The sequence below is a fragment of the Rhizobium sp. BK289 genome, from assembly GCF_014193575.1.
GTDB classification, from domain to species: domain Bacteria; phylum Pseudomonadota; class Alphaproteobacteria; order Rhizobiales; family Rhizobiaceae; genus Rhizobium; species Rhizobium tropici_C.
In genome coordinates this window covers 130,587-152,593 of record NZ_JACHZO010000011.1, presented here as the reverse complement: position 1 = coordinate 152,593, position 22,007 = coordinate 130,587, and the positions used below count along the sequence as shown (strand labels likewise).

The window sequence follows — 22,007 nt, the reverse complement described above, 5'->3', positions numbered from 1 at the left end:
GGGTTCGCCAGGGTGGCGAACCCATGAGTTTCAAATCGCCAAGTTGGCGACCTGAAATCAGGCGGCCATCTTCAGCTTCTTGAACTTCGCGGCCTGCAGCACGCCGCCGCCGACGCGGCGGGTTGCGTGGATGCGCGTCATGCCGTTGGTGGCAAGCAGGTAAGGGTTGACGAGGATGGAGAGGCCGAGACGATCGACGATGCGATAACCGCTCCAGTCGCCGAAGATGATCGGGTACTGGTTGGCGGCGAGATCCGGCATGTCCGGCAGCTCGATGACAGGGCGGCCGAGGATGGTTTCCGGCTGGCCCTGCTGGAACGCCGGCTGCCAGATGTAGCGATCCTGCGCATCCTTGAGGGTGCGGATGATGCCGAGCGTCGTACCGTTCATGCCCCAGGTGCCGGCGTTGCGGTAGAGCGCCGGCAGCGAATACATCAGCTTGATCATCTGATCTGGGTTCAGGATGGTCGCATGGCCGTTCAGCATCTCGCCGATATCGGCGTTTTTCATGATGCCTTCCGGTTCCAGCGCGCCGTTGCCATTGACGAAGGCAGCACCTTCCTTCTGGCCGAAGTCTTCGGAGAGCGCGAGGCGCACTTCCGACTCCGCCTGTCCAGCCGAATCGGCCAGCAGCTGATTGGAGATATCGACATAGGTGTTGGCTTCCTTGACGACGATCTCCGCCTGACCGAAGGCGGGTTCGCTCCCTTCCTGCGGCTGCTTTTCACCCTTCCACTTGGCATTGGTGATGCCGGTGCGCTTCGGGTATGTCTGTGAAGGCGCGCTGGTCGAGCGGACGCTGGCAACCGAGCGGACAGGGGATACCAGCGTAAGGTCACGGATGAATTCCGTAGTCATCTCGGTCGGGGCGAGATAGCCGCCCTGCGGGTCGCTGGACACGCTGAGCGCCTTCAGCTCGTCAACCGGCGCCTGGTTGCCGAGGCGGAGATAAGTGCCGAAGGCCTTCTTTTCGATCTCGACCTGCTCGTCATCCTTTTTGCCTGCTCCGCCGCCAGGGCGGTTCGCCTTAGTTTCGAGCGCCTTGATGCGTTCGTCGAGTTTCGACGTGTCCGTCTTGGTCTCGATCTCCTTCAGCTTGTCGTCAACGGTTTTCGTGAGGCCGTCGAGCGCCTTGGTGACGATATCGGCCGGATCGTCTTCCTCACCCTTGTGGATGAGGGTAGATGCGCCGAGAGCGGCAACCGCCGCCAGGTTCCTTACGTGTCGCATGATTACCTCGCTGCGAAGTGGGCTGCCGCCCGGTTGATGGCCTCGGCAATGCCGATGGCCTGAACTGCCGACTTGGCGCTTGTGACGCGCGCGCCGGGATGCATCGGGACCGTGACGAGGCTGACTTCCATCAGCTGCAGGTCCGAGATGGTTCTGCCGACGCCACGGCGTCCGGCCGATTTCTTGCTGATGAAGCCGATCGACAGGCCGCGAACCGCGCCGGCCTTGACCAGCGCATGCACCTCGCGGGCGCGGGCAACCTCGTTGATCAGCAGCGCGCCCTTGACGTTAAGGCCGTTGGCGTCCTCGGAAGCGTCCGTCCAGATCCCGATAGGGTCGCTCTGATCGTGCGAGAACAGGATGGGCAGCGGCAGGCGCGTGCCCGAGAAGGCGCCCTTCTGGATCACATCGCCGATACGATCCGGCGATCCGAACTGCCACGCCACGCCGGAAATCTCGCCGGTATCCGAAATGTTCATCTTGGTATCGAAGTAAAAGCGCTCCATCATTCGGCCTCCGGACCAAATTTGCGACGATCTGCGGCGAAGGTATCGACCTGCGCCTGCAACCAGGCGGCCGCCTTCAGCACGCGGACGATGTTCTTGTGGTTGGACGGGATCTGCTTGCCGTCTTCCTCGATCTCCATGCGCAGGCAGCAACGGGCGAGCGAATTGATGCGGGCCGTCTCGCGGGCTTCCGAAGAAACCTTGCCCTCGTCGTCAGCCATCTCCGCCAACTCGTCCATCATGGCGATGCGCGCGTTGCGCTGCGCCTGGCTATCGGGACCGGCCACGACGAAGAAAATCCCGGTGCCGTCGCCGGTCCAGGGATTGACGATCTCCATGCGCCGGCCCTTGTCCTGATCGACGACGTTGGAAAGGATGTCGGAAAGGTCCATCACTGCGCATTCTCCGGTGCTGGCTTCGCCGGCTGGCGAAGGTCGATGTTGGGATTTTTGAACTCGTTGCCGCCGTCGTACGGGGCAGCGCCCTCCCAGCCGCGAATTTCGTTAGGGTTGAACACGCGGGCGCTGATCAGGCTGGAATAAGCCGTGGCGCGCTGTACGATATCGGCGCGCGTCAGGTCGTCGCGGTCGAAGACGACGCGGTAGAGCTTGCGCTCATCCGGCGTGAAGAGGGCACGGCGCAGAGCGCCTTCCAGCGATTTGAGCCACGGCTCCAGCGTGTAGACGAGGAATTCGCGGCCCATCTGTTCGGCATTCGACCAGGTGGCGCGCGTCAGGTCGTAAAGCATCGACGGCGGAACGCGGAAGGCGCGGGCAATCTCGACGATCTGGAATGTTCTCAGCTCAAGGAACTGCGCGTCGGTGCTGTTCAGCGTCATGGCCCTGAACTTGGCGCCATCCCACAGAATGGCCGTCTTGCCGGCGTTGTCGGCGCCCTCGTGCGCGGCCTTCCAGCCGGCCTTCATCTTCTTCAGGCCTTCGTCGCCAAGGCCCTTTTCGAACTCGATGACGCCGGACGGCCGCGCGCCGTTCTTGAACAGAGCGCCAGCATGCTTCTCCATCAGCTTCGCGACGTTGATGGCGTCCAGCGCCAGCGACAGGGGCGAGCGGCTGAAAGGGCTGCGCAGATGGATGATGTTGCCGATCTCGATGGCGCGATTGTTGATCTCAAAGGACGGCTCCGAACGGCCATCGGCGCTATAGGTCACCGTGTAGTAGGCCGGCTCGTAGCGAACGATCTCGCGGATATCGTCGCCGACACGGTTGACCCACGCCAGTCCGCCCTTGTCGTTCGTCAGGGCGGTCGCAACCAGATCGCGAATGAGGTCGTAAAAGCTGCTCCATTCGTTGGGCTGATCCTTGAGGAGGATCGAGACAGGGTGATCCTTGTCTTCGGCCTCACCATCGGCGCCAGCCTTCATCACCTTCACGTCGAGGGACGCGGCGGCTTCCGAAATCAGGCGGATGGCGCACTGGACTGCGGGGACCGTCAACGCCATGCCGAGGCCGATGCTGCCGGCCGCGCCGTTCCCGGCTGTCAGCACAGCGATTTCCTCATCGCTCGGATTGCCAAGCGATTTTTGCTCAATTGCGGGCGCGGATTTACGGAAGAAGTTCAGCATTGCGATTTTATGCCGAACTTTTTCTGATTTGGAAATTTGACAACTGCGGACAGTGGATATCCCGCTAAGCCTTTGTCTTCCAAAAAGAAAATGCTTCTAATTGAGAAAATTATCGAGCGAAGGTCCCCCCGCCGGTCCCCGGAAAGGGCCGAAAGTTCAGACCCACCCCCCGGCCACGGCTACCGAGGTCCGAAAGTGTTCCAGACCAGAACGCTTCGGCTCGCTTGACCCGTTCCCACTCGAAACGGGTTTCCCTAACGCTACATCGAGCCTGTTGGGCACGGCGCGTGCCTCCTCACCCTTCTCCAAAGCCCTAAGAGCACTATCGGCAAACTCAGAGAGAGAGATTCTTCCACTCGATATCTTCGTGGTACTCAGCTTTTTGAACCCTATGCGCCGCTTCAGCCAGTCCACCCACTCTTTCGAAATTATGCGGATAACGTTGGTGAGGTTCTTTTGGCCTGGAACCGGCCGCACCTCTACGTCAACATGCGCATTCTCGTCTCTTGCCCTGCGCAGAGCGTTCTGCACAGTCGTGCGACTAATGCCTGCCTCAGCTGCGATCTGATCGATACACAGATCACAGCAGCCTTTATCCATGACCTCGCGCACAACGATAGCAAGAGCGGCCTGCTCGCCGTGGGTGTAGTGCTGACGGATATTCTCGGGAAGTTCACTCGGGCCGCCTACGATACGTTTGCGACGGCGTGATGCCTCTTTGTCCGGCGAGACAGGACGTGCACGCGGTCCTTTCGGAATGAAGCGATTGGAGAGTCGTCCGATGGAGCTGGCACGACGAGGCGCAGCCTTTCGCGTATGCGCCTCACCAGTCTCATAGGCCTTAGCCAGCTCTTCGTCACGGCACGCGCCAGAAACCAGCCTCGTGCGCAACAAGGCTGCTGAAACAGAAATTGAGGAGGTCACTTGTCTGCGCCTCCCTGAGCCTTCAGTTTGGTATAGAGATCTGCCTTATCCTTCGGAAGGCGCTTCTCCGCATTCTGAATAAGGCGCTCGGCCTGAAGCTGTTTTTCGGCTGCCGTCTTCTGCTTTTGCGCGATCTTGCGGCGCAGGCGTCCATTCTTCGCCATCAGTTGCGCCCTCCGAATTCAATCGCATGGGCGCGCTTCGTGGCCTCAATCGCTTCAAGGTTACACAGCCCGAACTTTTCTTTGAGAATGGGGATGCTTTTGCCGATGCACTGGTCGCGGTGAGTCGCCAACCAATGCGATGCTTCCGCAATGACGGCAGAACGTCCGGTGAACGAAGTACCCGTATTTTCCCCGTATTCGCTCGTGCAATCGCGATTTGTTCCGCCTTCAGTTGCCGGGGAACAGGGAGCGCTTGTTTCAGAAAGAGAAGGGAAATCAGATGGTTGAGTGGTGCTGCTAGAGAGATTTGAACTCTCGGCCTCTCCCTTACCAAGGGAGTGCTCTACCCCTGAGCTATAGCAGCATTCCGTGGCGCGATTTAAGTGCGCCGTATTGGGCGAGGCGGCTATTGCCATAGGTCGGGGCGGAGTGCAAGCCGCAAATTGCAAGTTCTTTGAAAGATCGCTGGAAAAAATGTGTCGGTCTTTTGACGCCTAAGGTTTTCCGCTATGAGGAAGCCATGGCTGCGGACAAGACGAAAATCGATGGTGGGCAGGCTTTGCAGGGCGGTTCGGCGCCCGGTGGGACCAGTGGTGGGGTCGGCGGCGAGGCGGGCGAGCCCGTGGGCGGCAAGCAGGTCACGGAAGCGGATCGGCGGCGCGAGCGTGCCGCGCAGAAGCTGCGGGAGAATCTGTCCCGCCGCAAGCAGCAGGTGCGGGCGCGGCGCGCCGGCCAGGCCGACGAGACGGATGGTTTGCCGGCGGCAAAGCCTGTGGATAGCGCTGAAGCCGCCGCAAAAAGGGACGAATCGCAATGATTGATGTTGCCCATCATCAAACGAATTGATGCGTTAATCTATTTCGTCTAAAGAGCGCCTTTTACCAAGGTGCACGAAACCTGGCGCCGGCACTCAAGGCGCCCGGGACTATCAGGAAAGGCGGGCCTCGCCCGTATTGCTTATATGGATCGTATCAGGATTGTCGGCGGCAATGAGCTCAACGGTATCATTCCGATCTCCGGCGCCAAGAATGCCGCCCTGCCGCTGATGATCGCCTCGCTTCTGACAAGCGATACCCTGACGCTGGAAAACGTGCCGCATCTGGCCGATGTCGAGCTCCTGATGCGAATCCTCGGCAATCACGGCGTCGATGTCGCCGTCAACGGCCGGCGCGAGCGCCAGGAAGACGGCTATTCCCGCACGATCCATTTCACCTGCCGCACCATCGTCGATACGACCGCGCCCTACGAACTCGTCGCCAAGATGCGCGCGAGCTTCTGGGTCATCGGGCCGCTGCTCGCCCGCGAGGGTCAGGCGCGCGTGTCGCTGCCCGGCGGCTGCGCCATCGGCACGCGCCCGGTCGATCTCTTCATCGAGGGTCTCGAGGCGCTCGGCGCCACCATGGAAATCGACGCCGGCTATATCAATGCCACCGCGCCGAAGGGCGGCCTCATCGGCGCGCGCTATGTCTTCCCCAAGGTTTCCGTCGGCGCGACGCATGTGATGATGATGGCGGCCACGCTTGCCCGCGGCACCACCGTCATCGGCAATGCGGCCCGCGAGCCCGAAATCGTCGATCTCGCCAATTGCCTCATCGCCATGGGCGCCAAGATTTCCGGCGCCGGCACCAGCACGATCACCATCGAGGGCGTCACCTCGCTCTCCGGCGCGCGCCACCGCGTCCTGCCCGACCGTATCGAGACCGGCACCTATGCCATGGCCGTTGCCATGGCCGGCGGCGATGTCACGCTCGAAAACACCGATGTGGCGCTGCTCGACACGGCGCTCGAAAGCCTGCGCCGCGCCGGTGCTACGATCTCGCCGACCAATAACGGCATCCGTGTCATGCGCAATGGCGGCGGCATCAAGCCGGTCGATGTGGTCACCGATCCATTCCCGGGCTTCCCGACCGACCTGCAGGCGCAGTTCATGGCGCTGATGACCCGCTCCTCCGGCATTTCGCACATCACCGAGACCATCTTCGAAAACCGCTTCATGCATGTGCAGGAGCTGGCCCGCCTCGGCGCGAAGATCTCTCTGTCAGGCCAGACGGCCCGCATCGAGGGCGTCGAGAAGCTGAAGGGCGCGCCCGTGATGGCGACCGACCTTCGCGCTTCGGTCTCGCTCGTCATTGCCGGCCTTGCCGCCGAAGGCGAGACGGTGGTGTCGCGCATCTATCACCTCGATCGCGGCTTCGAGCGGCTGGAAGACAAGCTGACGCGCTGCGGCGCCATCGTCGAACGCATCAGCGACTAAGCCCTATCGCGGTCTTTGCGGAATAGTTTTCGGCTTTCGTGCCCGCCGCTGTCGCAAAACCGCGACACGGATTTGCGCGGCATGCCTTAATTCCATCCGATGGCGCGAAGAGAGCGGGCAAGCCCGTTTTCTTCGGTTGCGTCTTTTGCGCTCGCATCTTATGTCCACAGAAGGGAAACGCTGGAAACGGCGTTTCGCCGGGCGTTTTTCTGGTGGCGCGATCGGGGATAAAGGACGAATGAGCGATCTCAAGCTAATGGCACTCGACACGGAGGACCTGGATGTCATCTCTGCCTATATGCAGGATAGCGTCTTCAAGGTCGGCGATATGTCCTATGCGCCGAAGCAGGAGCAGTTTTCGCTCGCGGCCAACCGCTTCGGCTGGGAGCAATCGGATCAGCGCAGCAAGCCTTACGAACGCCATCGTTCCGCGCTGGTGTTCAAGCGCGTGCAGGCGGTGCGCTCCAGCGGCATCGATCGGCGCAACCGCGACGAGGTGCTGTCACTGCTTGCGATCCGCTTCGAACAGAAAGGCGAGGGGCCTGACGGCACGATCGAACTCACCCTTGCCGGCAAGGCCACGATCGCGCTCGATGTCGAATGCATCGAGGCCCAGCTCGCAGATATCGGCGGCGCGTGGGAAACGGCGCATAAGCCCCGGCATCCCGACGCGGGAGTATAGGCTTGTAACGGTTGGATACGGCCGCTGAAGTCGGTCTTGATGGAAGGGAATATCAGCATTGGCTATCTGGCTGGATCAGGCGTCGGAAGGGTTCGAGCAGCAGTTTGCCGCGTTCCTGACGACGAAGCGGGAAGTCTCCGAGGATGTGAATGCCGTCGTGCGCGGCATTATCGATGATGTGCGGGCGCGTGGCGATGCAGCCCTTGCTCATTATTCCAGGAAATTCGAGGGCATCGATTTCGCCACGACACCGATGCGCGTCAGCGAAGCGGAGATCGATGCCGCCATTGCCGCCGTTCCGGCCGAGGTTCTCGGCGCATTGAAGGTCGCCGCCACCCGCATCGAATCGCATCACCGCCGGCAGCTGCCGAAGGACGACATCTACGAGGACGATCTCGGCGTCGGCCTGGGATCGCGCTGGACGGCGATCGAAGCCGTCGGCCTCTATGTGCCCGGCGGCACGGCGAGCTATCCGAGCTCAGTGCTGATGAATGCCGTGCCGGCCAAGGTCGCCGGTGTGGACCGCGTCGTCATCGCCGTGCCGACCAAGGATGGTGCCGTCAATCCGGCCGTGCTTGCCGCCGCCCGCATGGCAGGCGTCGAGGAGATCTACCGCATCGGCGGCGCGCAGGCGATCGCGGCCCTTGCCTATGGCACGGAGACGATCAAGCCGGTCTATAAGATCACTGGCCCGGGCAACGCCTATGTGGCGGCCGCCAAGCGCCAGGTGTTCGGCACCGTCGGCATCGACATGATCGCCGGCCCTTCGGAGGTGCTCGTCATCGCCGACAAGAACAACGATCCGGATTGGATCGCCGCCGACCTTCTGGCACAGGCGGAGCATGACGAAAGCGCGCAATCGATCCTGATCACCGACGATGCCGAATTCGGCAAGGCGGTAGAAGCGGCGGTCGAGCGGCAGTTGAAGCGGCTCAGCCGCTCGCAGACGGCGGCAGCCAGCTGGCGGGATTTCGGGGCCGTTATCCTGGTCTCCGATCTGAAGCAGGCCATTCCGCTTGCCAACAGAATCGCGGCCGAGCATCTGGAACTCGCTGTCGACGATCCCGAGCCATTGCTTGCCGGTGTGCGCAATGCCGGCGCGATCTTCGTCGGCCGCCACACGCCCGAGGTGATCGGCGATTATGTCGGCGGCTCGAACCATGTGCTGCCGACGGCCCGCTCAGCGCGCTTCTCCTCTGGGCTCTCGGTGCTGGATTTCGTCAAGCGCACCTCGATCCTCAGGCTTGGGCCGGAGCAGCTTCGCGCACTCGGGCCGGCGGCGATCGCGCTTGCCAATTCCGAGGGGCTGGATGCACATGCGCGATCGGTCGCGATCCGCCTCAATCTCGAGGGGTAAGGCATGGCCAAGGGCGTCTTCCGGCTGAGCGATGTGGTCCTGGACGACACGATCGGCCGCTCGACACCCGATGTCGAGCATGAGCGCGCCGTCGCCATTTTCGACCTGATCGAGGAAAACAGCTTCGAGCCGATCGGGCATCAGGGCGGGCCCTATCTGCTGAACCTGTCGCTGGTCGACCAGAAGCTGGTTTTCGACATCCGCATGGAAGACGGCGCCGTTGTCGCCACCCATATCCTGTCGCTGACGCCGTTTCGCCGGATCGTGAAGGATTATTTCATGATCTGCGAGAGCTATTACGAGGCGATCCGCTCCGCCACGCCAAGCCGCATCGAAGCGATCGACATGGGCCGGCGCGGCATCCACAACGAAGGCTCGCAGACGCTGATGGACCGGCTGAACGGCAAGATCACCGTGGATTTCGACACGGCGCGGCGGCTGTTCACGCTCGTCTGCGTGCTCTATTGGCGCGGGTGACCGATATGGAAGAGCCGCAGGCGATCGAGCATATCGGCAAATCCCCCGGCGCCATCCTCTTCATGTGCGGCCTGAATACCATTCGTTCGCCCATGGCCGAAGCGATCGCCCGGCAGATGCTGCCGCAAGGCACCTATATCGCGTCTGCCGGCGTGCGTGCCGGCGAGCGCAATCCCTTCGTCGATGTCGTGCTTTCCGAGATGGGGCTTTCACTCGGCCGGCGGCAGCCGCAGACCATGGAGGAGCTGGAGGATGATTTCTTCGATGTCATCATCACGCTCTCTCCCGAGGCGCATCACGCCGCGCTGGAACTGACACGGGCCAATGCGATCGACGTCATCTATTGGCCGACGATGGACCCCTCGGCGACGGACGGAACGCGCGAGCAGGTTCTGGATGCCTATCGCGGGGTGAGGGACTATCTTCTCGGCCTCATAGAGAGCAGGCTTGTGGAACATCGCGGCTCGCTTTAGAGCCGCAGATGAAACAAATGCAGAAACCCTTATCAACGTGGTTCACAAAACCGCGGCGATTGTGTAGTTTCCGCGCAAATTTCCGGCGACCCCGCCTTTTTAACAGGGGTGCCGGCCTCAACCGACAGGAAAAGAAGCTTTAATGCCGAAAGAAGAAGTCCTCGAATTTCCCGGTGTCGTCACCGAACTCCTGCCGAACGCGACCTTTCGCGTGAAGCTGGAAAACGAGCACGAGATCATCGCCCACACCGCGGGCCGCATGCGCAAGAACCGCATCCGCGTTCTGGCCGGCGACAAGGTGCTGGTGGAAATGACCCCTTACGACCTGACCAAGGGCCGCATCACCTACCGTTTCAAGTAGTCCGCCGCTCGCTGGAGCCGGATGCCGCCGACATTTTCGGCATCATGCTCCGGAGCCGGCTCTCATTCCCGCATGACAGGTCGAGATCTGATGGCGTTGAAACACAAGCTGATACTGGCCTCCGGATCGCCGCGTCGCGTCGAGCTCCTGCATCAGTCAGGCATCGAGCCCGCGCGTCTCATGCCCATGGACATCGACGAGACGCCGAAGAAGTCGGAACATCCGCGCTCGCTGGCGCGCCGGCTTTCGGCGGAGAAGGGCGATGCGGCGTATGCCGCAATCAAAAGCGACGCCGCCTGGCAGGGCAGCTATATTCTCTCGGCCGATACGGTTGTCGCTGTCGGACGGCGCATCCTGCCCAAGGCGGAATTCGTCGATGAAGCGTCCGCGGCGCTGCATCTGCTCTCCGGGCGCGGCCATGTCGTCTATACCGGCATCTGCCTGATCACGCCGGACCGCAAGCTGCGCCAGAAGGTTATCGAGACCAAGGTGCGCTTCAAGCGGCTCTCGGGCCGCGACATCGAAATGTATCTCGCCTCCGGGCAATGGCGGGGGAAGGCCGGAGCCTACGGCATACAGGGGCTTGCCGGCTCCTTCGTGCAGAAACTTGTCGGTTCCTACACCAATGTCGTCGGATTGCCGCTTTATGAGACCATGCTCCTGCTCGCAGGCGAGGGATTCGATGTCCACGCCGGATGGCAGGAAGGATAGAGCTGATGACGAAGGCTGAAGAGATCAAGGTCGGTTCCAAGGTCGAGCCGCTGCGCAAGACGCGACCCTGCCCGGAATGCGGCCGTCCATCGATGCGCGAACACTATCCTTTCTGCTCGGATCGATGCCGCTCCGTCGATCTATCGCGATGGCTCAATGGCGCCTATGCCATCCCAGTGACTGAAGACGAGACGAAGGCCGACGGCTCCGACCAGGAATGAATGTGGCTTTCCAACGCCGCTTTCATTCACGAACCCCTTCATTTTGTTCGCGAATTGCCAAAATTCGATTTCCTGTCAAAAAAGAGTCATTTGCTGCTGGACATGGCCGAACAAGATGCTATAACCCCGCTCGCTTCCGGGGCGAACCAACCGCCCGGCGCCCCTCAAGGCTCCTTCTCAGGCGTGAAGCACGGATGCCCAGATAGCTCAGTTGGTAGAGCAGCGGATTGAAAATCCGCGTGTCGCTGGTTCGATTCCGGCTCTGGGCACCATCTTTTCTCCCCAATCATGCGGACAATGAAGCGCGACGCTGGCTTCGAGCAACTTCTCGTTCAGATCGGGTTTTCGAATGGATGCCCGAGGGGCGTGCCTGATTGTGAGAAGAGAAACTTCTTGCGTGTAGTGTTTTGGTCGCAACAATCCTGCGGTTGTGTTTCATTAATTCGGTGCATGATCCCTTCAAGATATTGATGACATTCGGAATCAAGCGTACGAATTATTGACAGATCACCTATTGATTCGAAGCGAGTCATACCGCACCTTAGATACAGCGGGATAAAGTGATCTCGTAAAGGCCGGCGTTTATTGCAATAGCAAGCTATCGAGGCGCCATGTTAAACAATGATGTGCTATTTAACACGTTCGCCCGTTCTTTCGAAGCACGGCGCGAAGTCGAGATGTCATTCTCAGAATACCTGGAAGCGTGCCGGGATGATCCGCTCATGTACGCAAATGCGGCAGAGCGGCTGCTGGCAGCCATGGGCGAACCACTGCTGATCGATACGGCCAAGGATACAAGGCTTGGGCGTATCTTCATGAACCGGACCATCCGGACCTATCCGGCTTTCTCCGGGTTTTTCGGCATGGAAGAGACGATCGAACGCATCGTCGCCTTCTTCCGCCATGCGGCTCAAGGCCTGGAGGAGCGCAAGCAGATCCTCTATCTGCTCGGGCCGGTCGGCGGCGGCAAGTCCTCGCTCGCCGAGCGGCTGAAGTCGCTGATGGAGGTGCATCCCATCTATGTGCTGAAGGCCGGCAACGAACTCAGTCCGGTCTTTGAAAGCCCGCTCAGCCTGTTCGATCCCGTCACCATGGGGCCGATGATCGAGGAACGCTACGGCATTCCGCGGCGGCGCCTGACCGGGCTCATGAGTCCCTGGTGCCTCAAGCGGCTCGAGGAGTTCGAGGGTGACATTTCCCGCTTCAAAGTGGTTCGGATCCAGCCTTCGCGGCTGCGGCAAATTGCCGTCGCCAAGACGGAGCCGGGCGACGAGAACAACCAGGATATCTCATCGCTGGTCGGGAAGGTGGATATCCGCAAGCTCGAAAGCCTCGCGCAGAACGATCCGGATGCCTACAGCTACTCCGGTGCATTGAACCGTGCCAACCAGGGCATTCTCGAATTCGTCGAAATGTTCAAGGCACCGATCAAGATGCTGCACCCGCTGCTGACGGCGACGCAGGAAGGCAACTACATCGGTACGGAAAATATCGGTGCGATACCCTTCTCCGGCATCATCCTGGCGCACTCAAACGAATCGGAATGGCAGACCTTCAAGTCCAACAAGAACAACGAGGCCTTCATCGACCGCATCTGCGTCGTGAAAGTACCTTATTGCCTGAGGGTCACCGAAGAGCAGAAAATCTACGAAAAGCTGATCGAGGAATCCGAGCTCAGCGAGGCGCCGTGTGCGCCGTCGACATTGGAGACGCTTGCCCGCTTCACGGTTCTGACGCGGCTTTCCAAGCATGAAAACTCGACGGCCTTCTCCAAGCTTCGGGTCTATGACGGCGAGAGCCTGAAGGAAACCGATCCGAGGGCGCGCAGCGTGCAGGAATATCGTGACTCGGCCGGTGTCGACGAAGGCATGGATGGAGCCTCCACCCGCTTCGCCTTCAAGGTGCTGGCGGCGACCTTCAACTACGATACGACGGAGGTCGGCGCCGATCCGGTGCATCTGATGTACATGCTCGAGCAGGCAATCCGCCGGGAACAGCTGCCGCTTGAAACCGAGAAGCTCTATATCGAGTTTATCAAGAGCGAACTCGGACCACGCTATGCGGAGTTCATCGGCAACGAGATCCAGAAGGCCTATCTGGAATCCTATTCGGATTACGGCCAGAACCTTTTCGATCGCTATGTCGACTACGCCGACGCCTGGATCGAGGATGTCGACTTCAAGGATCCGGATACGGGCCAGCTTCTCGACCGCGAACTCCTGAACCAGGAGCTCACCAAGATCGAAAAGCCGGCAGGCATCGCCAATCCGAAGGACTTCCGCAACGAGGTAGTCAAGTTCTGCCTGCGGGCACGAGCGAGCCATGGCGGCAAGAACCCGTCCTGGACCAGCTACGAGAAAATCCGCGAGGTCATCGAAAAGCGGATGTTCTCGCAGGTCGAGGACCTTCTGCCGGTCATTTCGTTCGGGTCGAAGAAGGACGGCGAGACGGAGAAGAAACATGGCGAATTCGTCGAGCGGATGGTGGCGCGGGGATACACCGAGCGTCAGGTCCGGCGGCTTGTGGAATGGTACATGCGTGTGAAACAGGCGGGATGAGCCACCAAGGAAGAAGGAATGCACATTGTTGACAGACGCCTGAACCCAGGCGGTAAAAGTCTGGAGAATCGTCAACGATTTTTGCGTAGAGCAAAAGCGCTGGTGCAGAGAGCGGTCTATGAATCCTCTCAAAATCGCGACATTCAGGACATTCTGAAGGGTGGCGAGATCAGCATTCCCCTGGATGGAACCGAGGAGCCTCGGTTCCATCGCGGCCCGGAGGGCCTCAAGGAGCATATTCTTCCCGGTAACAAGGACTTCATCGAAGGCGATATCCTGCCGCGGCCGGAAGGTGGCGACGGCAGGCCGCGCGCCGGCGGTGACGGCAGCGGCGAGGATGCCTTCCGCTTCATCCTGACGCGGGATGAATTTCTCGATCTCTTTCTTGACGATCTTGAACTGCCCGACCTCGCCAAGCGGCGGCTGATGTCGGCGGACCAGATCAACCCGGTGCGGGCAGGTTACTCGGTGACGGGATCGCCCGCCAATCTTGCGATCAACCGCACAATGCGGCTGGCGATGATGCGTCGTGTGGCGCTGCATCGTCCGAAGCCGGAAACAGTCGAAAAGCTCATCGAGGAGGCGGAGGAGTGCACGGACGAGAAGCGCCGCGCACAGCTCGAAGCCGAAATCAAGAGGCTGGAATCGAAGGTCCGGCGCATTCCCTATATCGATCCGATCGACATTCGCTATCGCCGTTTCGAGAACGAGCCGAAGCCGGTGGCGCAGGCCGTCATGTTCTGCCTGATGGACGTATCCGGCTCGATGACCGAGCACATGAAGGACCTTGCCAAGCGTTTCTACATGCTGCTCTACATCTTCCTGACCCGACAGTATCGCCGTGTCGAGATCGTCTTCATCCGCCATACCGACGTCGCCGAGGAGGTGGACGAGGAGACCTTCTTCCGCAGCCCGGCGACGGGCGGCACGCAGGTTTCGAGCGCTCTCGAAGCCATGCGGCGGATCGTGCGGGACCGCTTCCCGGCGTCCGACTGGAACATCTATGCGGCACAAGCGTCGGACGGCGACAATGCCTATTCCGACAATGCGACGACGGCGGCGCTGATGACGAGCGAGATTCTGCCCGTCTGCCAGTATTTTGCTTATCTCGAAGTGGGTGAATCGCGCAGTGTCGCGATCTCCTCAGGCTCGGCGATCTGGTCGCTCTACGAGCGGATGCAGGCGGGGTGGCCGGTGCTTTCCATGCGGCGTGTTAGCGATCGCAGCCAGATCTATCCGGTCTTCCACGATCTCTTCCAGCGCCGGACGGCGGAAACAAGGAGCGGATGATGGCCAAGGCATCGATGGAACGGCTTTTCGAGGGTGCGGACTGGGATTTCGCCACCATTCAGCGGATCCACAATGCCTGCGAAAAGATCGCCGTCAACGAGCTTGGTCTCGATGTCTATCCCAATCAGATTGAGATCATCACCGCCGAGCAGATGCTCGACGTCTATTCCTCGATCGGCATGCCGCTGTTCTACAAGCACTGGTCCTTCGGCAAGCACTTCGCCCATCACGAGGCCTTCTATCGCAAGGGGCTGCGCGGGCTCGCCTATGAGATCGTCATCAACAGTTCGCCCTGCATCTCCTATCTGATGGAAGAGAACACCGCGACGATGCAGGCGCTTGTCATCGCGCATGCCGCCTTCGGCCATAACCACTTCTTCAAGAACAACTATCTCTTTAAGCTCTGGACCGATGCCGAAGGCATTCTCGATTACCTTAATTTTGCCAAGAGCTATGTCGCACGCTGCGAGGAGCGCTACGGCCACGCCGCCGTCGAGCGCACGCTGGATGCCGCCCATGCGCTGATGTCGCACGGCGTGCACCGCTATGCCGGCAAGAAGACGCCAGATCTGCGCGACGAGGAGAAGCGCGAGCGCGAGCGGCGCGAATATGACGAGAAGATCTTCAACGATCTCTGGCGCACCGTTCCGGCCGGATCTGGCAAGAAGACCCATGATCTCGATCTGGAGCGGCGGCGTTCGCTGGCGGGCCTGCCGCAGGAGAATATCCTCTATTTCCTGGAAAAGATGGCGCCGCGCCTGAAGCCCTGGCAGCGCGAGATCATCCGCATCGTGAGGCATGTGGCGCAGTATTTCTATCCGCAGAGCCAGACCAAGGTCATGAACGAGGGCACGGCGACCTATGTGCACTATCGCATCATGACGCGGCTGCACGAGCTTGGCGGCATCAGCGACGGCGATTTTCTGGAGTTTCTGAAATCGCATACCAATGTGGTCTTCCAGCCGACCTTCAACGATCCCCGCTATTCCGGTCTCAACCCCTACGCGATCGGTTTTGCCATGATGCAGGATATCGAGCGCATCGTGACGAAGCCGGAAGCGGAGGATCGCCAGTGGTTCCCGGAAATCGCCGGCACCGGCGATGCCATGGCGGTGCTGCGCGATCTTTGGGCGAATTATCGCGACGAGAGTTTCGTGGCGCAGTTCCTAAGCCCGCACCTGATGCGTCAGATGCGCATGTTCCAGCTGACCGACGATCCGGAAGAGGAAGAGGGTTTGAGGGTTGCCGCCATTCATGACGAGCGGGGCTATCGCCGCATCCGGCGGGAACTGTCACGGCAATATGATGTCGGCTGGATCGATCCGCATATCGAGATCGTCGATGTCGATCTTGCCGGCGACAGACGGCTTCTGGTCAGGCATACGGTGCTGAACGGTGCGCTGCTTGACGATATGGATGCCAAGCGCGTGCTGCAGCACCTGGCCGATCTGTGGAGTTACGACGTACTGATGCAGGAAGTCGACCGCTCAGGCGCGGTGCTTCGCGATCATCTCGTCCATCCCCGCGCCTCGGCGCTAGCGGCGTAAAATCCCACTCGCCTATGACCGGCTTTTGGGCCGGCGCTGATGGTCGCTCACCTGCGCATCGTCTTCCTGACGGCTGAGGATCAATGCATCGTACCACGGGACTACGCAACTACTTGGAGGGAGAGGGAAGGGTCCAGCGAGCCTTGTCGAAGACAAGGGCGGTTCGGATCTGTTCGGGTGTCGTTCTGCGCAATTCGAGTTGAAGGTTGAAGTTGTTGTTGCTCTGGAATTCCTTGAAAAAGGCGAGCTTGGCGCCGAAGGCCTGCAGCGTCACATCCTGAAGCGTGCCGATCGCATTCAGCGCCGCCTGGAAATCCAGCCAATGGGTCTCATTCAGCAGCAGGACGACAGTGTCGATGAAGGTGCCGGCGATGGACTTGCCATCGTCGTTGTCGGGCATGATCACCTTGATGCGGATCGTCTCGAGTTCGCCGGTCGGCTTGCCGCGTGCGATGATGAAGAAAGACGCCGCGTTCGCATTGCCGTAGGCGCCCTTCTGGACGGCGTAGCTGCATTCCGATGTGCCGCCGCCCAATTCGCTTTGCCGCCACTCGCCCACGGGCAGGCCGAATTTTTCGAGATCGGCGCAAAGCGCTTGGCCTGATATCCGCCAGCTGCGCACGAAGGCGCTCAGCAGGGCGTCGACGGGGGCATCCAGCAGATGGGATCTCCTTGCCGAAGATTTATCGCTCGCCGGTTTTATGCGGCCATGCCTCGGCGCTTCGGCTGCCGTCGGCGGATGTTCGGCTGGAGTGCTTGCCGTGGCGACATGTGCCGGCTGCTGCGCCTGGGCAGGCTTCGGCGGTAAGGGTGCCGGCTGTTGTTCCGGCTGGGGAAACAGGTTGAGATGATAGCGGCTGTCCAGCACCCTGAGGTTACGCATATCATTGGCAAGGAGCGCGGTCGCCAGGATGATCGAGCCGATGACGATCGTCGCAATCCAGAAGACAGCCCTGCTTTTCTTGCGAGGTGGCGCCACCGACATGGTTCAGATCTCAGCTACTCCCGAGGAAACCTGTTGGCCGCGATAACTGTATGTTGCGCAGCCAATACCTGGCTACAGCATATGCGTTTATGAACGATTGATCATTCTAATGTTTCTTTGTCAATTCATGACCTTGCCCAGAGCGCGTCGCGGTTCCTTCCAGCTCATATCTCGCGTTTCGGGCCTGGCTTTTCGCAGCTTCGTCGCTTCAGGCAAAATAGGTCTTGAGCGCCTTGACGGTCGCGGCATCCGTGCGGCGCCCGGACGGCGCCGAGAAGCCGAGGGCGACGACGCGCTCGTCCGGCTCGGCAAAGGCCGCGGAACAGGAGGCATGGATCTCGCTGATCTGCAATCGCGGCCATAGCCGGCCGACGTTTGCAAGCGTGACGCCGGAGCCGGGCATGATGGAGATGCGGCCGGCGGCTGCGGCAATCGCTTGTTCGAGCATGTCAACGCCCTCCGCCGCGGTCTTGGCGCCGCCCGACGTCAGGATGCGCTCGAAACCGAGCTTGACGGCCATTTCCACGGCCTCGGCGATATCAGGGACAAGATCGAAGGCGCGATGCAGCGTCGTGCCGAGACCTTCCGCATGGGCGGTGAGGATGGCAAGCGCATCGAAATCCAAGTGCCCGTCCGGTAGGGAGGCGCCAAGCACGACGCCCCGCAGTCCGGCATTGCGGGCTGCGTCGATGTCGCGCTTCATGACGTCGAGTTCATCAGCCGAATAGACGAAGTTGCCAGCGCGCGGGCGGATGATGGCGTAGGCGGGGATGGGCATCTTGGCAGCCTCTGCCATCAGCCCGGCGCTTGGCGTCAAGCCGCCGACGGCGAGCGCGCTGCAAAGCTCGATACGGTCGCCGCCGCCCGCGACAGCGGCTTTCAGTCCGGCAATATCCTCGACGCAGACCTCAAGCAGCATGGCCGCGCTCCCCGGCATATTGCAGGCCCAGGAGGGCGGCGCCGATGAGGCCCGGTTCCAGCTTGCATTCACTGGGCACGACGAGCGGCCGACCGAACTTGCGCAGGATGCGGCTCCGCACCGCGTCATCCAAGCGCGCAAGCAGCGGTTCGACATTGGAAAGACCGCCGCCGACCGGAACGATGGTTGCGCCTGTTATGTTGACCGTCAAAGCGAGCGGCGAGGCGACCAGATCGACCATGACATCGATCGTGCGTTCCGTACGCTCATCGCCCTTCCGCCATTGGTCGATGATTTCTTCGCTGGAAAGGTCCTGGCCATGAAGCGTCTTGTGCAGGCGTTCGATGCCGCGCGCGCCGCCGACCGTATCGACGCAGCCCTTCTGGCCGCAGCCGCAGGGATAAGCGGGAATGGCGACCGGCGGATTGCCGGCAAAGGATGCGATGATGGGACCATGGCCCCATTCCCCGGCAAAGCCGCCGGCCGCGTTGACGAGCCGGCCGTCGGCCACCAGGCCGCCGCCGACGCCGGTGCCGAGAATGGCGCCGAAGACGATGCGATGGCCGCGGCCGGCACCGGACATGGCCTCGGCCATGGCGAAGCAATCGGCATCATTGGCGATCAGCACGGGATAGCCGAGTTCCGCTTCCAGATCGGCGGCGAGGTGCCGGGTGTGGATGCAAGGGATATTGGCGCAGGTCAGCGCCTGCGTATCGGGATCGACCACGCCGGCAATGGAAAAGGAGAGGCAATCCGGTTTTTCGCCTGCTTCCGCGATGACATCGCGCAGGACTGCGACGAATTCGGCAAAATCATGCCTGGGCGTAGGCCGCCGCGCCAGCGGCACGATATCCGTCATCGAGTGGGCGATGCCGCCCTTGATGGCGCTGCCGCCTATGTCGAAGGAAACGATCATGAATATCGACCCGCTGGGAACATGCGGCCTTGCTCGCACCCTTTGCCGGTCTTTGCAAGATCAATCCTTGCCGGCTGCGCCATCGTCAATCGGCCGGCAGCGTGATCCTGGCTTCGAAGCCATCGGTCTTGCCTGTCGCGGGTGACAGCAGGTCGAGATGTCCGCCGATCTGCTCGACGATACGCTCGACGATCGAGAGGCCGAGGCCGGAGCCTGCCGCTTTCGTCTTGCCGCGCCGAAAACGCTTCTTCAGGCCAGCAAGTTCATTGGCGGAAAGCACGGTGCCACCATTGATGACGCGAATGGCGCGATCATCGACCTGGACCGTCACGTCGTCATCGTCCGAACCATGGATCAAAGCATTTTCGATAAGATTGCGCACGACGATGGCAAAGGCGTCGATATCGACATTGCGGATCAGTTTCGCCTTTGCTTCATTTTCCAGCTGGACGCGGCCGGCCGTGCCGGTGTCCCGGTCATAATCGCCAATGACGGTTTCGATGATGGCCACCAGATCGGCCGGTTTATCGCCCGTACCGATGCCGGCTTGAGCGCGGGAGAGCTGCAGCAGCTTTTCCGCCAGTCGCCCCAGATTGGAAAGCGATGTCTCGATGCGGCCGGCGCGGTCGGTCAGAGGGCCCTCAGGCAGTTCGGCGATCAGGCGCTGCGTCTGGGCGAGCGCGCCCGCGATCGGGGTGCGCAGCTCATGGGCGCTGTTGGCGGTGAATTCCCGTTCGGCTTCGAGCGCCAGGCGCAGGCGGTCGAGCAGGAGATTGACGGAGCGCGCGATCGGCTGCAGCTCACGCGGCAGCGTCTCGCTGTCCAATGGCGCCATGTTGCCGCTGTCCTTTGTGGCAATCTGCGATCGCAGGCGGTCGATGGGCCGCAGCGACCGACCGACGACGAAACCGATGGCGACGATGCTCGCGGGAATGAGGGCAAGCAGCGGCCAAAGCAATGCGACGCCGCTTTCGCGGGATGCTTCGCGGCGATTCTTGAAGGCATCCGCGACATGCAGGAAGATCGTGCCGTCGGCCGATGATTCCGTATAGATCCGGTATCGCGGCGTATTGTGGAAGCCGATTTTCAGCGGTACGTCATAGGCGGTTGCCGGGGCATCGTGGGAATGAAGGATGACCTTGCCGTTCGCATCCAGCACCTGATAGGTCAGATATTCGCGGTTCAGCCCCTTGTTGAGCTCTTCCAGGCTTTGCGGGTCGCCCGAATGGTCGCGATTGGCGAGATCGTCCAGCACCAGGGGCATCAGCCGTTCGGCGGTTTCCTGCAGCGCGCCGTCGAAGGTCTCGGAAAGCTCCTTGTTGACCACGTAGACGCCGATACCGACTGCAATCAGCCAGAAGACGACGACGGTCCCGGTGAGTGCCGCGATCAGGCGACGGGTGATGCTGGCGCGGCTTGGGCCTTTCTGCTGTGTCATCGCTCACCCAGGCAATAGCCGACGCCGCGTGCCGTCCGGATCCGGTCCCTGCCGATCTTCTTGCGCAGACGGCTGATATAGACTTCCACCGTATTGCTTTCTATCTCGGAGCCGAAGGCATAGAGTGCTTCCTCTATCTTGTCTTTCGAGACGATGGCGCCGGGCCTTGCAACCAGCAGATCGAGCACGGCCCATTCGCGCCCTGTCAGCACCACATCCTTGCCCTCCAGCCGGACGCGCCGTTGCGGCTGGTCGATTTCAAGATCGGCAAAGCGGATGGTCGGCTGCGGGCTGCCGGTATAGCGGCGGGCTACCGCCAGGATGCGGGCCGTGAGCTCGCCGAGATTGAACGGCTTGACGAGATAGTCGTCGGCGCCGCTGTTCAATCCCTCGATGCGATCGGAAATCTGGTCGCGCGCCGTGAGGATGATGACGGGCGTTTCGTCTGGCCTGCGGCGCAGCCGCTTCAGAAAATCGATGCCGCTGCCATCGGGAAGCTGCAGATCCAAAAGGACAAGGCCATACTGCACGGCGCTGGTAACCTCATCGGCATCGGTGAGATTCCTGACCCAGTCCACAGCGTGCGGGCCTGCCGCGATATGGTCGCGAACCGCGCTGCCGATCGTGTCATCGTCCTCTACCAGAAGAATGCGCACTTGCACCTCGCAACCATTGAACGCGCTTCAGTTAATGCCGACGAAGCTATCGGGTCAATAACGGCCGAAATAAGCCAAGCCTGGATGCACAGTTCTTCGGGTATCCATCCGCCGAAAACGGTCCCGGTGCCTATGGACAGACAGGAACGTGATGGTTACTTGTTTGCGCGGAGAACGAAGCGGCCGCAGGATGGCTGCACAGGTCATTGGAGGATGCTCGGTCATGCTGAAGGGAATTTCGCCGCTGTTGAATGCGGATGTGCTCTATGCGCTGAAATCGATGGGACATGGCGACATGCTCGTCGTGGTCGATACGAATTTCCCCGCCGAAGCCATCGCAAGCCAGACGGTTCTGGGCGAGCTGCTGCGCATCGACAACGTGCCGGCCGCCGACGCGGTTGCCGCGATATTGTCATTGATGCCGCTCGACACGTTCATCGACGATGCCGCAACGCGCATGGAAGTGGTCGGTGCGCCCGACGAGGTGCCGCAGGTGCAGCGCGAGGTGCAGGCTGCGATCGACAAGGCCGAGGGCAAGCATTGGCCGCTGACGCCGGTCGAACGCTACGCCTTCTATGAGCGCGCCAAGGATGCCTATTGCGTCATTCAGACCGGCGAACGCCGTTTCTACGGTTGTTTCACCTTGACCAAGGGCGTCATTCCGCCGGAAGCTGAGTGATCCGGCACGGTCGGTCCGGATCACCTGGCCCGGATCGCGAGCATAAGTGCCGAGGATCGGGCGCTGTTTCGATAAAG

23 protein-coding genes and 2 tRNA genes are annotated in these 22,007 nt (G+C 61.0%); 14 read left to right on the top strand and 11 right to left on the bottom strand.

Annotated features, from left to right (window positions below; translation table 11 throughout):
- Positions 1-57: 57 nt before the first annotated feature.
- The 6 genes from FHT84_RS21580 to FHT84_RS21555 form a co-directional block, all read right to left on the bottom strand.
- Positions 58-1,230: a phage major capsid protein gene (locus FHT84_RS21580; RefSeq protein WP_183764731.1), complete on the bottom strand. Its 1,173-nt coding sequence runs from the start codon at positions 1,228-1,230 to the stop codon at positions 58-60.
- Between the two features lie 2 nt (positions 1,231-1,232).
- On the bottom strand, positions 1,233-1,739 hold the full coding sequence (locus FHT84_RS21575; RefSeq protein WP_348649337.1) for an HK97 family phage prohead protease: 507 nt from the start codon (positions 1,737-1,739) through the stop codon (positions 1,233-1,235).
- A complete protein-coding gene (locus FHT84_RS21570; protein WP_183764734.1) occupies positions 1,736-2,128 on the bottom strand; it encodes a hypothetical protein in 393 nt (130 codons plus the stop codon). The genes FHT84_RS21575 and FHT84_RS21570 overlap by 4 nt, the downstream gene beginning before the upstream one ends.
- Positions 2,128-3,240 (bottom strand): phage portal protein, encoded by a 1,113-nt coding sequence (locus FHT84_RS21565; protein ID WP_348647378.1) that lies wholly within the window; start codon positions 3,238-3,240, stop codon positions 2,128-2,130. Before FHT84_RS21565 ends, FHT84_RS21570 begins: the two co-directional genes overlap by 1 nt.
- 998 nt (positions 3,241-4,238) lie before the next feature.
- Complete coding sequence (locus FHT84_RS21560; protein WP_183764740.1) at positions 4,239-4,406, bottom strand: hypothetical protein; 168 nt, start codon at positions 4,404-4,406, stop codon at positions 4,239-4,241.
- Positions 4,407-4,695: 289 nt separating this feature from the next.
- A tRNA-Thr gene (locus FHT84_RS21555) sits at positions 4,696-4,770 on the bottom strand.
- 258 nt (positions 4,771-5,028) lie between these two features.
- On the opposite strand from FHT84_RS21555, the gene FHT84_RS21550 reads away from it, so the two are divergent.
- The 13 genes from FHT84_RS21550 (at position 5,029) to FHT84_RS21490 (ending at position 16,337) form a co-directional block, all read left to right on the top strand.
- Positions 5,029-5,223, top strand: coding sequence for a hypothetical protein (locus tag FHT84_RS21550; protein ID WP_145644569.1), 195 nt, complete (start codon positions 5,029-5,031; stop codon positions 5,221-5,223).
- A 144-nt stretch (positions 5,224-5,367) separates the two neighbouring features.
- Positions 5,368-6,660, top strand: a complete 1,293-nt coding sequence (gene murA, locus FHT84_RS21545) for a UDP-N-acetylglucosamine 1-carboxyvinyltransferase (protein WP_145644434.1) — start codon at positions 5,368-5,370, stop codon at positions 6,658-6,660.
- Between the two features lie 238 nt (positions 6,661-6,898).
- Positions 6,899-7,342, top strand: a complete 444-nt coding sequence (locus tag FHT84_RS21540; RefSeq protein WP_112343186.1) for a DUF2948 family protein — start codon at positions 6,899-6,901, stop codon at positions 7,340-7,342.
- Between the two features lie 58 nt (positions 7,343-7,400).
- A complete protein-coding gene (hisD, locus tag FHT84_RS21535; protein ID WP_112343187.1) occupies positions 7,401-8,699 on the top strand; it encodes a histidinol dehydrogenase in 1,299 nt (432 codons plus the stop codon).
- A gap of 3 nt (positions 8,700-8,702) precedes the next feature.
- Positions 8,703-9,176 carry a UPF0262 family protein gene (locus tag FHT84_RS21530; RefSeq protein ID WP_112343188.1) on the top strand — a complete coding sequence of 158 codons (474 nt, stop codon included), beginning with the start codon at positions 8,703-8,705 and terminating at the stop codon, positions 9,174-9,176.
- A gap of 5 nt (positions 9,177-9,181) precedes the next feature.
- Positions 9,182-9,649 carry a low molecular weight phosphatase family protein gene (locus tag FHT84_RS21525; protein WP_113249517.1) on the top strand — a complete coding sequence of 156 codons (468 nt, stop codon included), beginning with the start codon at positions 9,182-9,184 and terminating at the stop codon, positions 9,647-9,649.
- Between the two features lie 142 nt (positions 9,650-9,791).
- Positions 9,792-10,010, top strand: coding sequence for a translation initiation factor IF-1 (gene infA, locus FHT84_RS21520; protein ID WP_004117876.1), 219 nt, complete (start codon positions 9,792-9,794; stop codon positions 10,008-10,010).
- Between the two features lie 90 nt (positions 10,011-10,100).
- The gene (locus FHT84_RS21515) at positions 10,101-10,721 is read left to right on the top strand and encodes a Maf-like protein (RefSeq protein WP_112343190.1); all 621 of its coding nucleotides are present in this window, start codon (positions 10,101-10,103) and stop codon (positions 10,719-10,721) included.
- Between the two features lie 5 nt (positions 10,722-10,726).
- Complete coding sequence (yacG, locus tag FHT84_RS21510) at positions 10,727-10,942, top strand: DNA gyrase inhibitor YacG (protein WP_145644435.1); 216 nt, start codon at positions 10,727-10,729, stop codon at positions 10,940-10,942.
- A gap of 196 nt (positions 10,943-11,138) precedes the next feature.
- Positions 11,139-11,214: transfer RNA gene (locus FHT84_RS21505), tRNA-Phe, on the top strand.
- A 339-nt stretch (positions 11,215-11,553) separates the two neighbouring features.
- Positions 11,554-13,500, top strand: a complete 1,947-nt coding sequence (locus FHT84_RS21500; protein ID WP_113249519.1) for a PrkA family serine protein kinase — start codon at positions 11,554-11,556, stop codon at positions 13,498-13,500.
- Positions 13,501-13,518: 18 nt separating this feature from the next.
- Entirely contained in the window at positions 13,519-14,790 is a 1,272-nt protein-coding gene (locus FHT84_RS21495) for a YeaH/YhbH family protein (protein ID WP_112343194.1), read from the top strand.
- Positions 14,787-16,337 carry a SpoVR family protein gene (locus FHT84_RS21490; protein WP_145644436.1) on the top strand — a complete coding sequence of 517 codons (1,551 nt, stop codon included), beginning with the start codon at positions 14,787-14,789 and terminating at the stop codon, positions 16,335-16,337. Before FHT84_RS21495 ends, FHT84_RS21490 begins: the two co-directional genes overlap by 4 nt.
- Before the next feature lie 109 nt (positions 16,338-16,446).
- Here the strand turns inward: FHT84_RS21490 and FHT84_RS21485 are convergent, their stop codons facing one another.
- From FHT84_RS21485 to FHT84_RS21465, 5 genes are all read right to left on the bottom strand, one after another.
- Positions 16,447-17,322, bottom strand: a complete 876-nt coding sequence (locus FHT84_RS21485; RefSeq protein WP_145644437.1) for a DUF6030 family protein — start codon at positions 17,320-17,322, stop codon at positions 16,447-16,449.
- 208 nt (positions 17,323-17,530) lie between these two features.
- The gene (locus tag FHT84_RS21480) at positions 17,531-18,241 is read right to left on the bottom strand and encodes a copper homeostasis protein CutC (RefSeq protein WP_145644438.1); all 711 of its coding nucleotides are present in this window, start codon (positions 18,239-18,241) and stop codon (positions 17,531-17,533) included.
- Complete coding sequence (locus tag FHT84_RS21475; RefSeq protein WP_145644439.1) at positions 18,231-19,157, bottom strand: ROK family protein; 927 nt, start codon at positions 19,155-19,157, stop codon at positions 18,231-18,233. The genes FHT84_RS21480 and FHT84_RS21475 overlap by 11 nt, the downstream gene beginning before the upstream one ends.
- An 85-nt stretch (positions 19,158-19,242) precedes the next feature.
- On the bottom strand, positions 19,243-20,595 hold the full coding sequence (locus FHT84_RS21470; protein ID WP_145644440.1) for an ATP-binding protein: 1,353 nt from the start codon (positions 20,593-20,595) through the stop codon (positions 19,243-19,245).
- Positions 20,592-21,251 (bottom strand): response regulator transcription factor, encoded by a 660-nt coding sequence (locus tag FHT84_RS21465; protein WP_112343200.1) that lies wholly within the window; start codon positions 21,249-21,251, stop codon positions 20,592-20,594. The genes FHT84_RS21470 and FHT84_RS21465 overlap by 4 nt, the downstream gene beginning before the upstream one ends.
- 223 nt (positions 21,252-21,474) lie before the next feature.
- Between FHT84_RS21465 and FHT84_RS21460 the strand changes: the two genes are divergently transcribed.
- A complete protein-coding gene (locus FHT84_RS21460) occupies positions 21,475-21,930 on the top strand; it encodes an RbsD/FucU family protein (RefSeq protein ID WP_112343201.1) in 456 nt (151 codons plus the stop codon).
- Positions 21,931-22,007 lie beyond the last annotated feature (77 nt).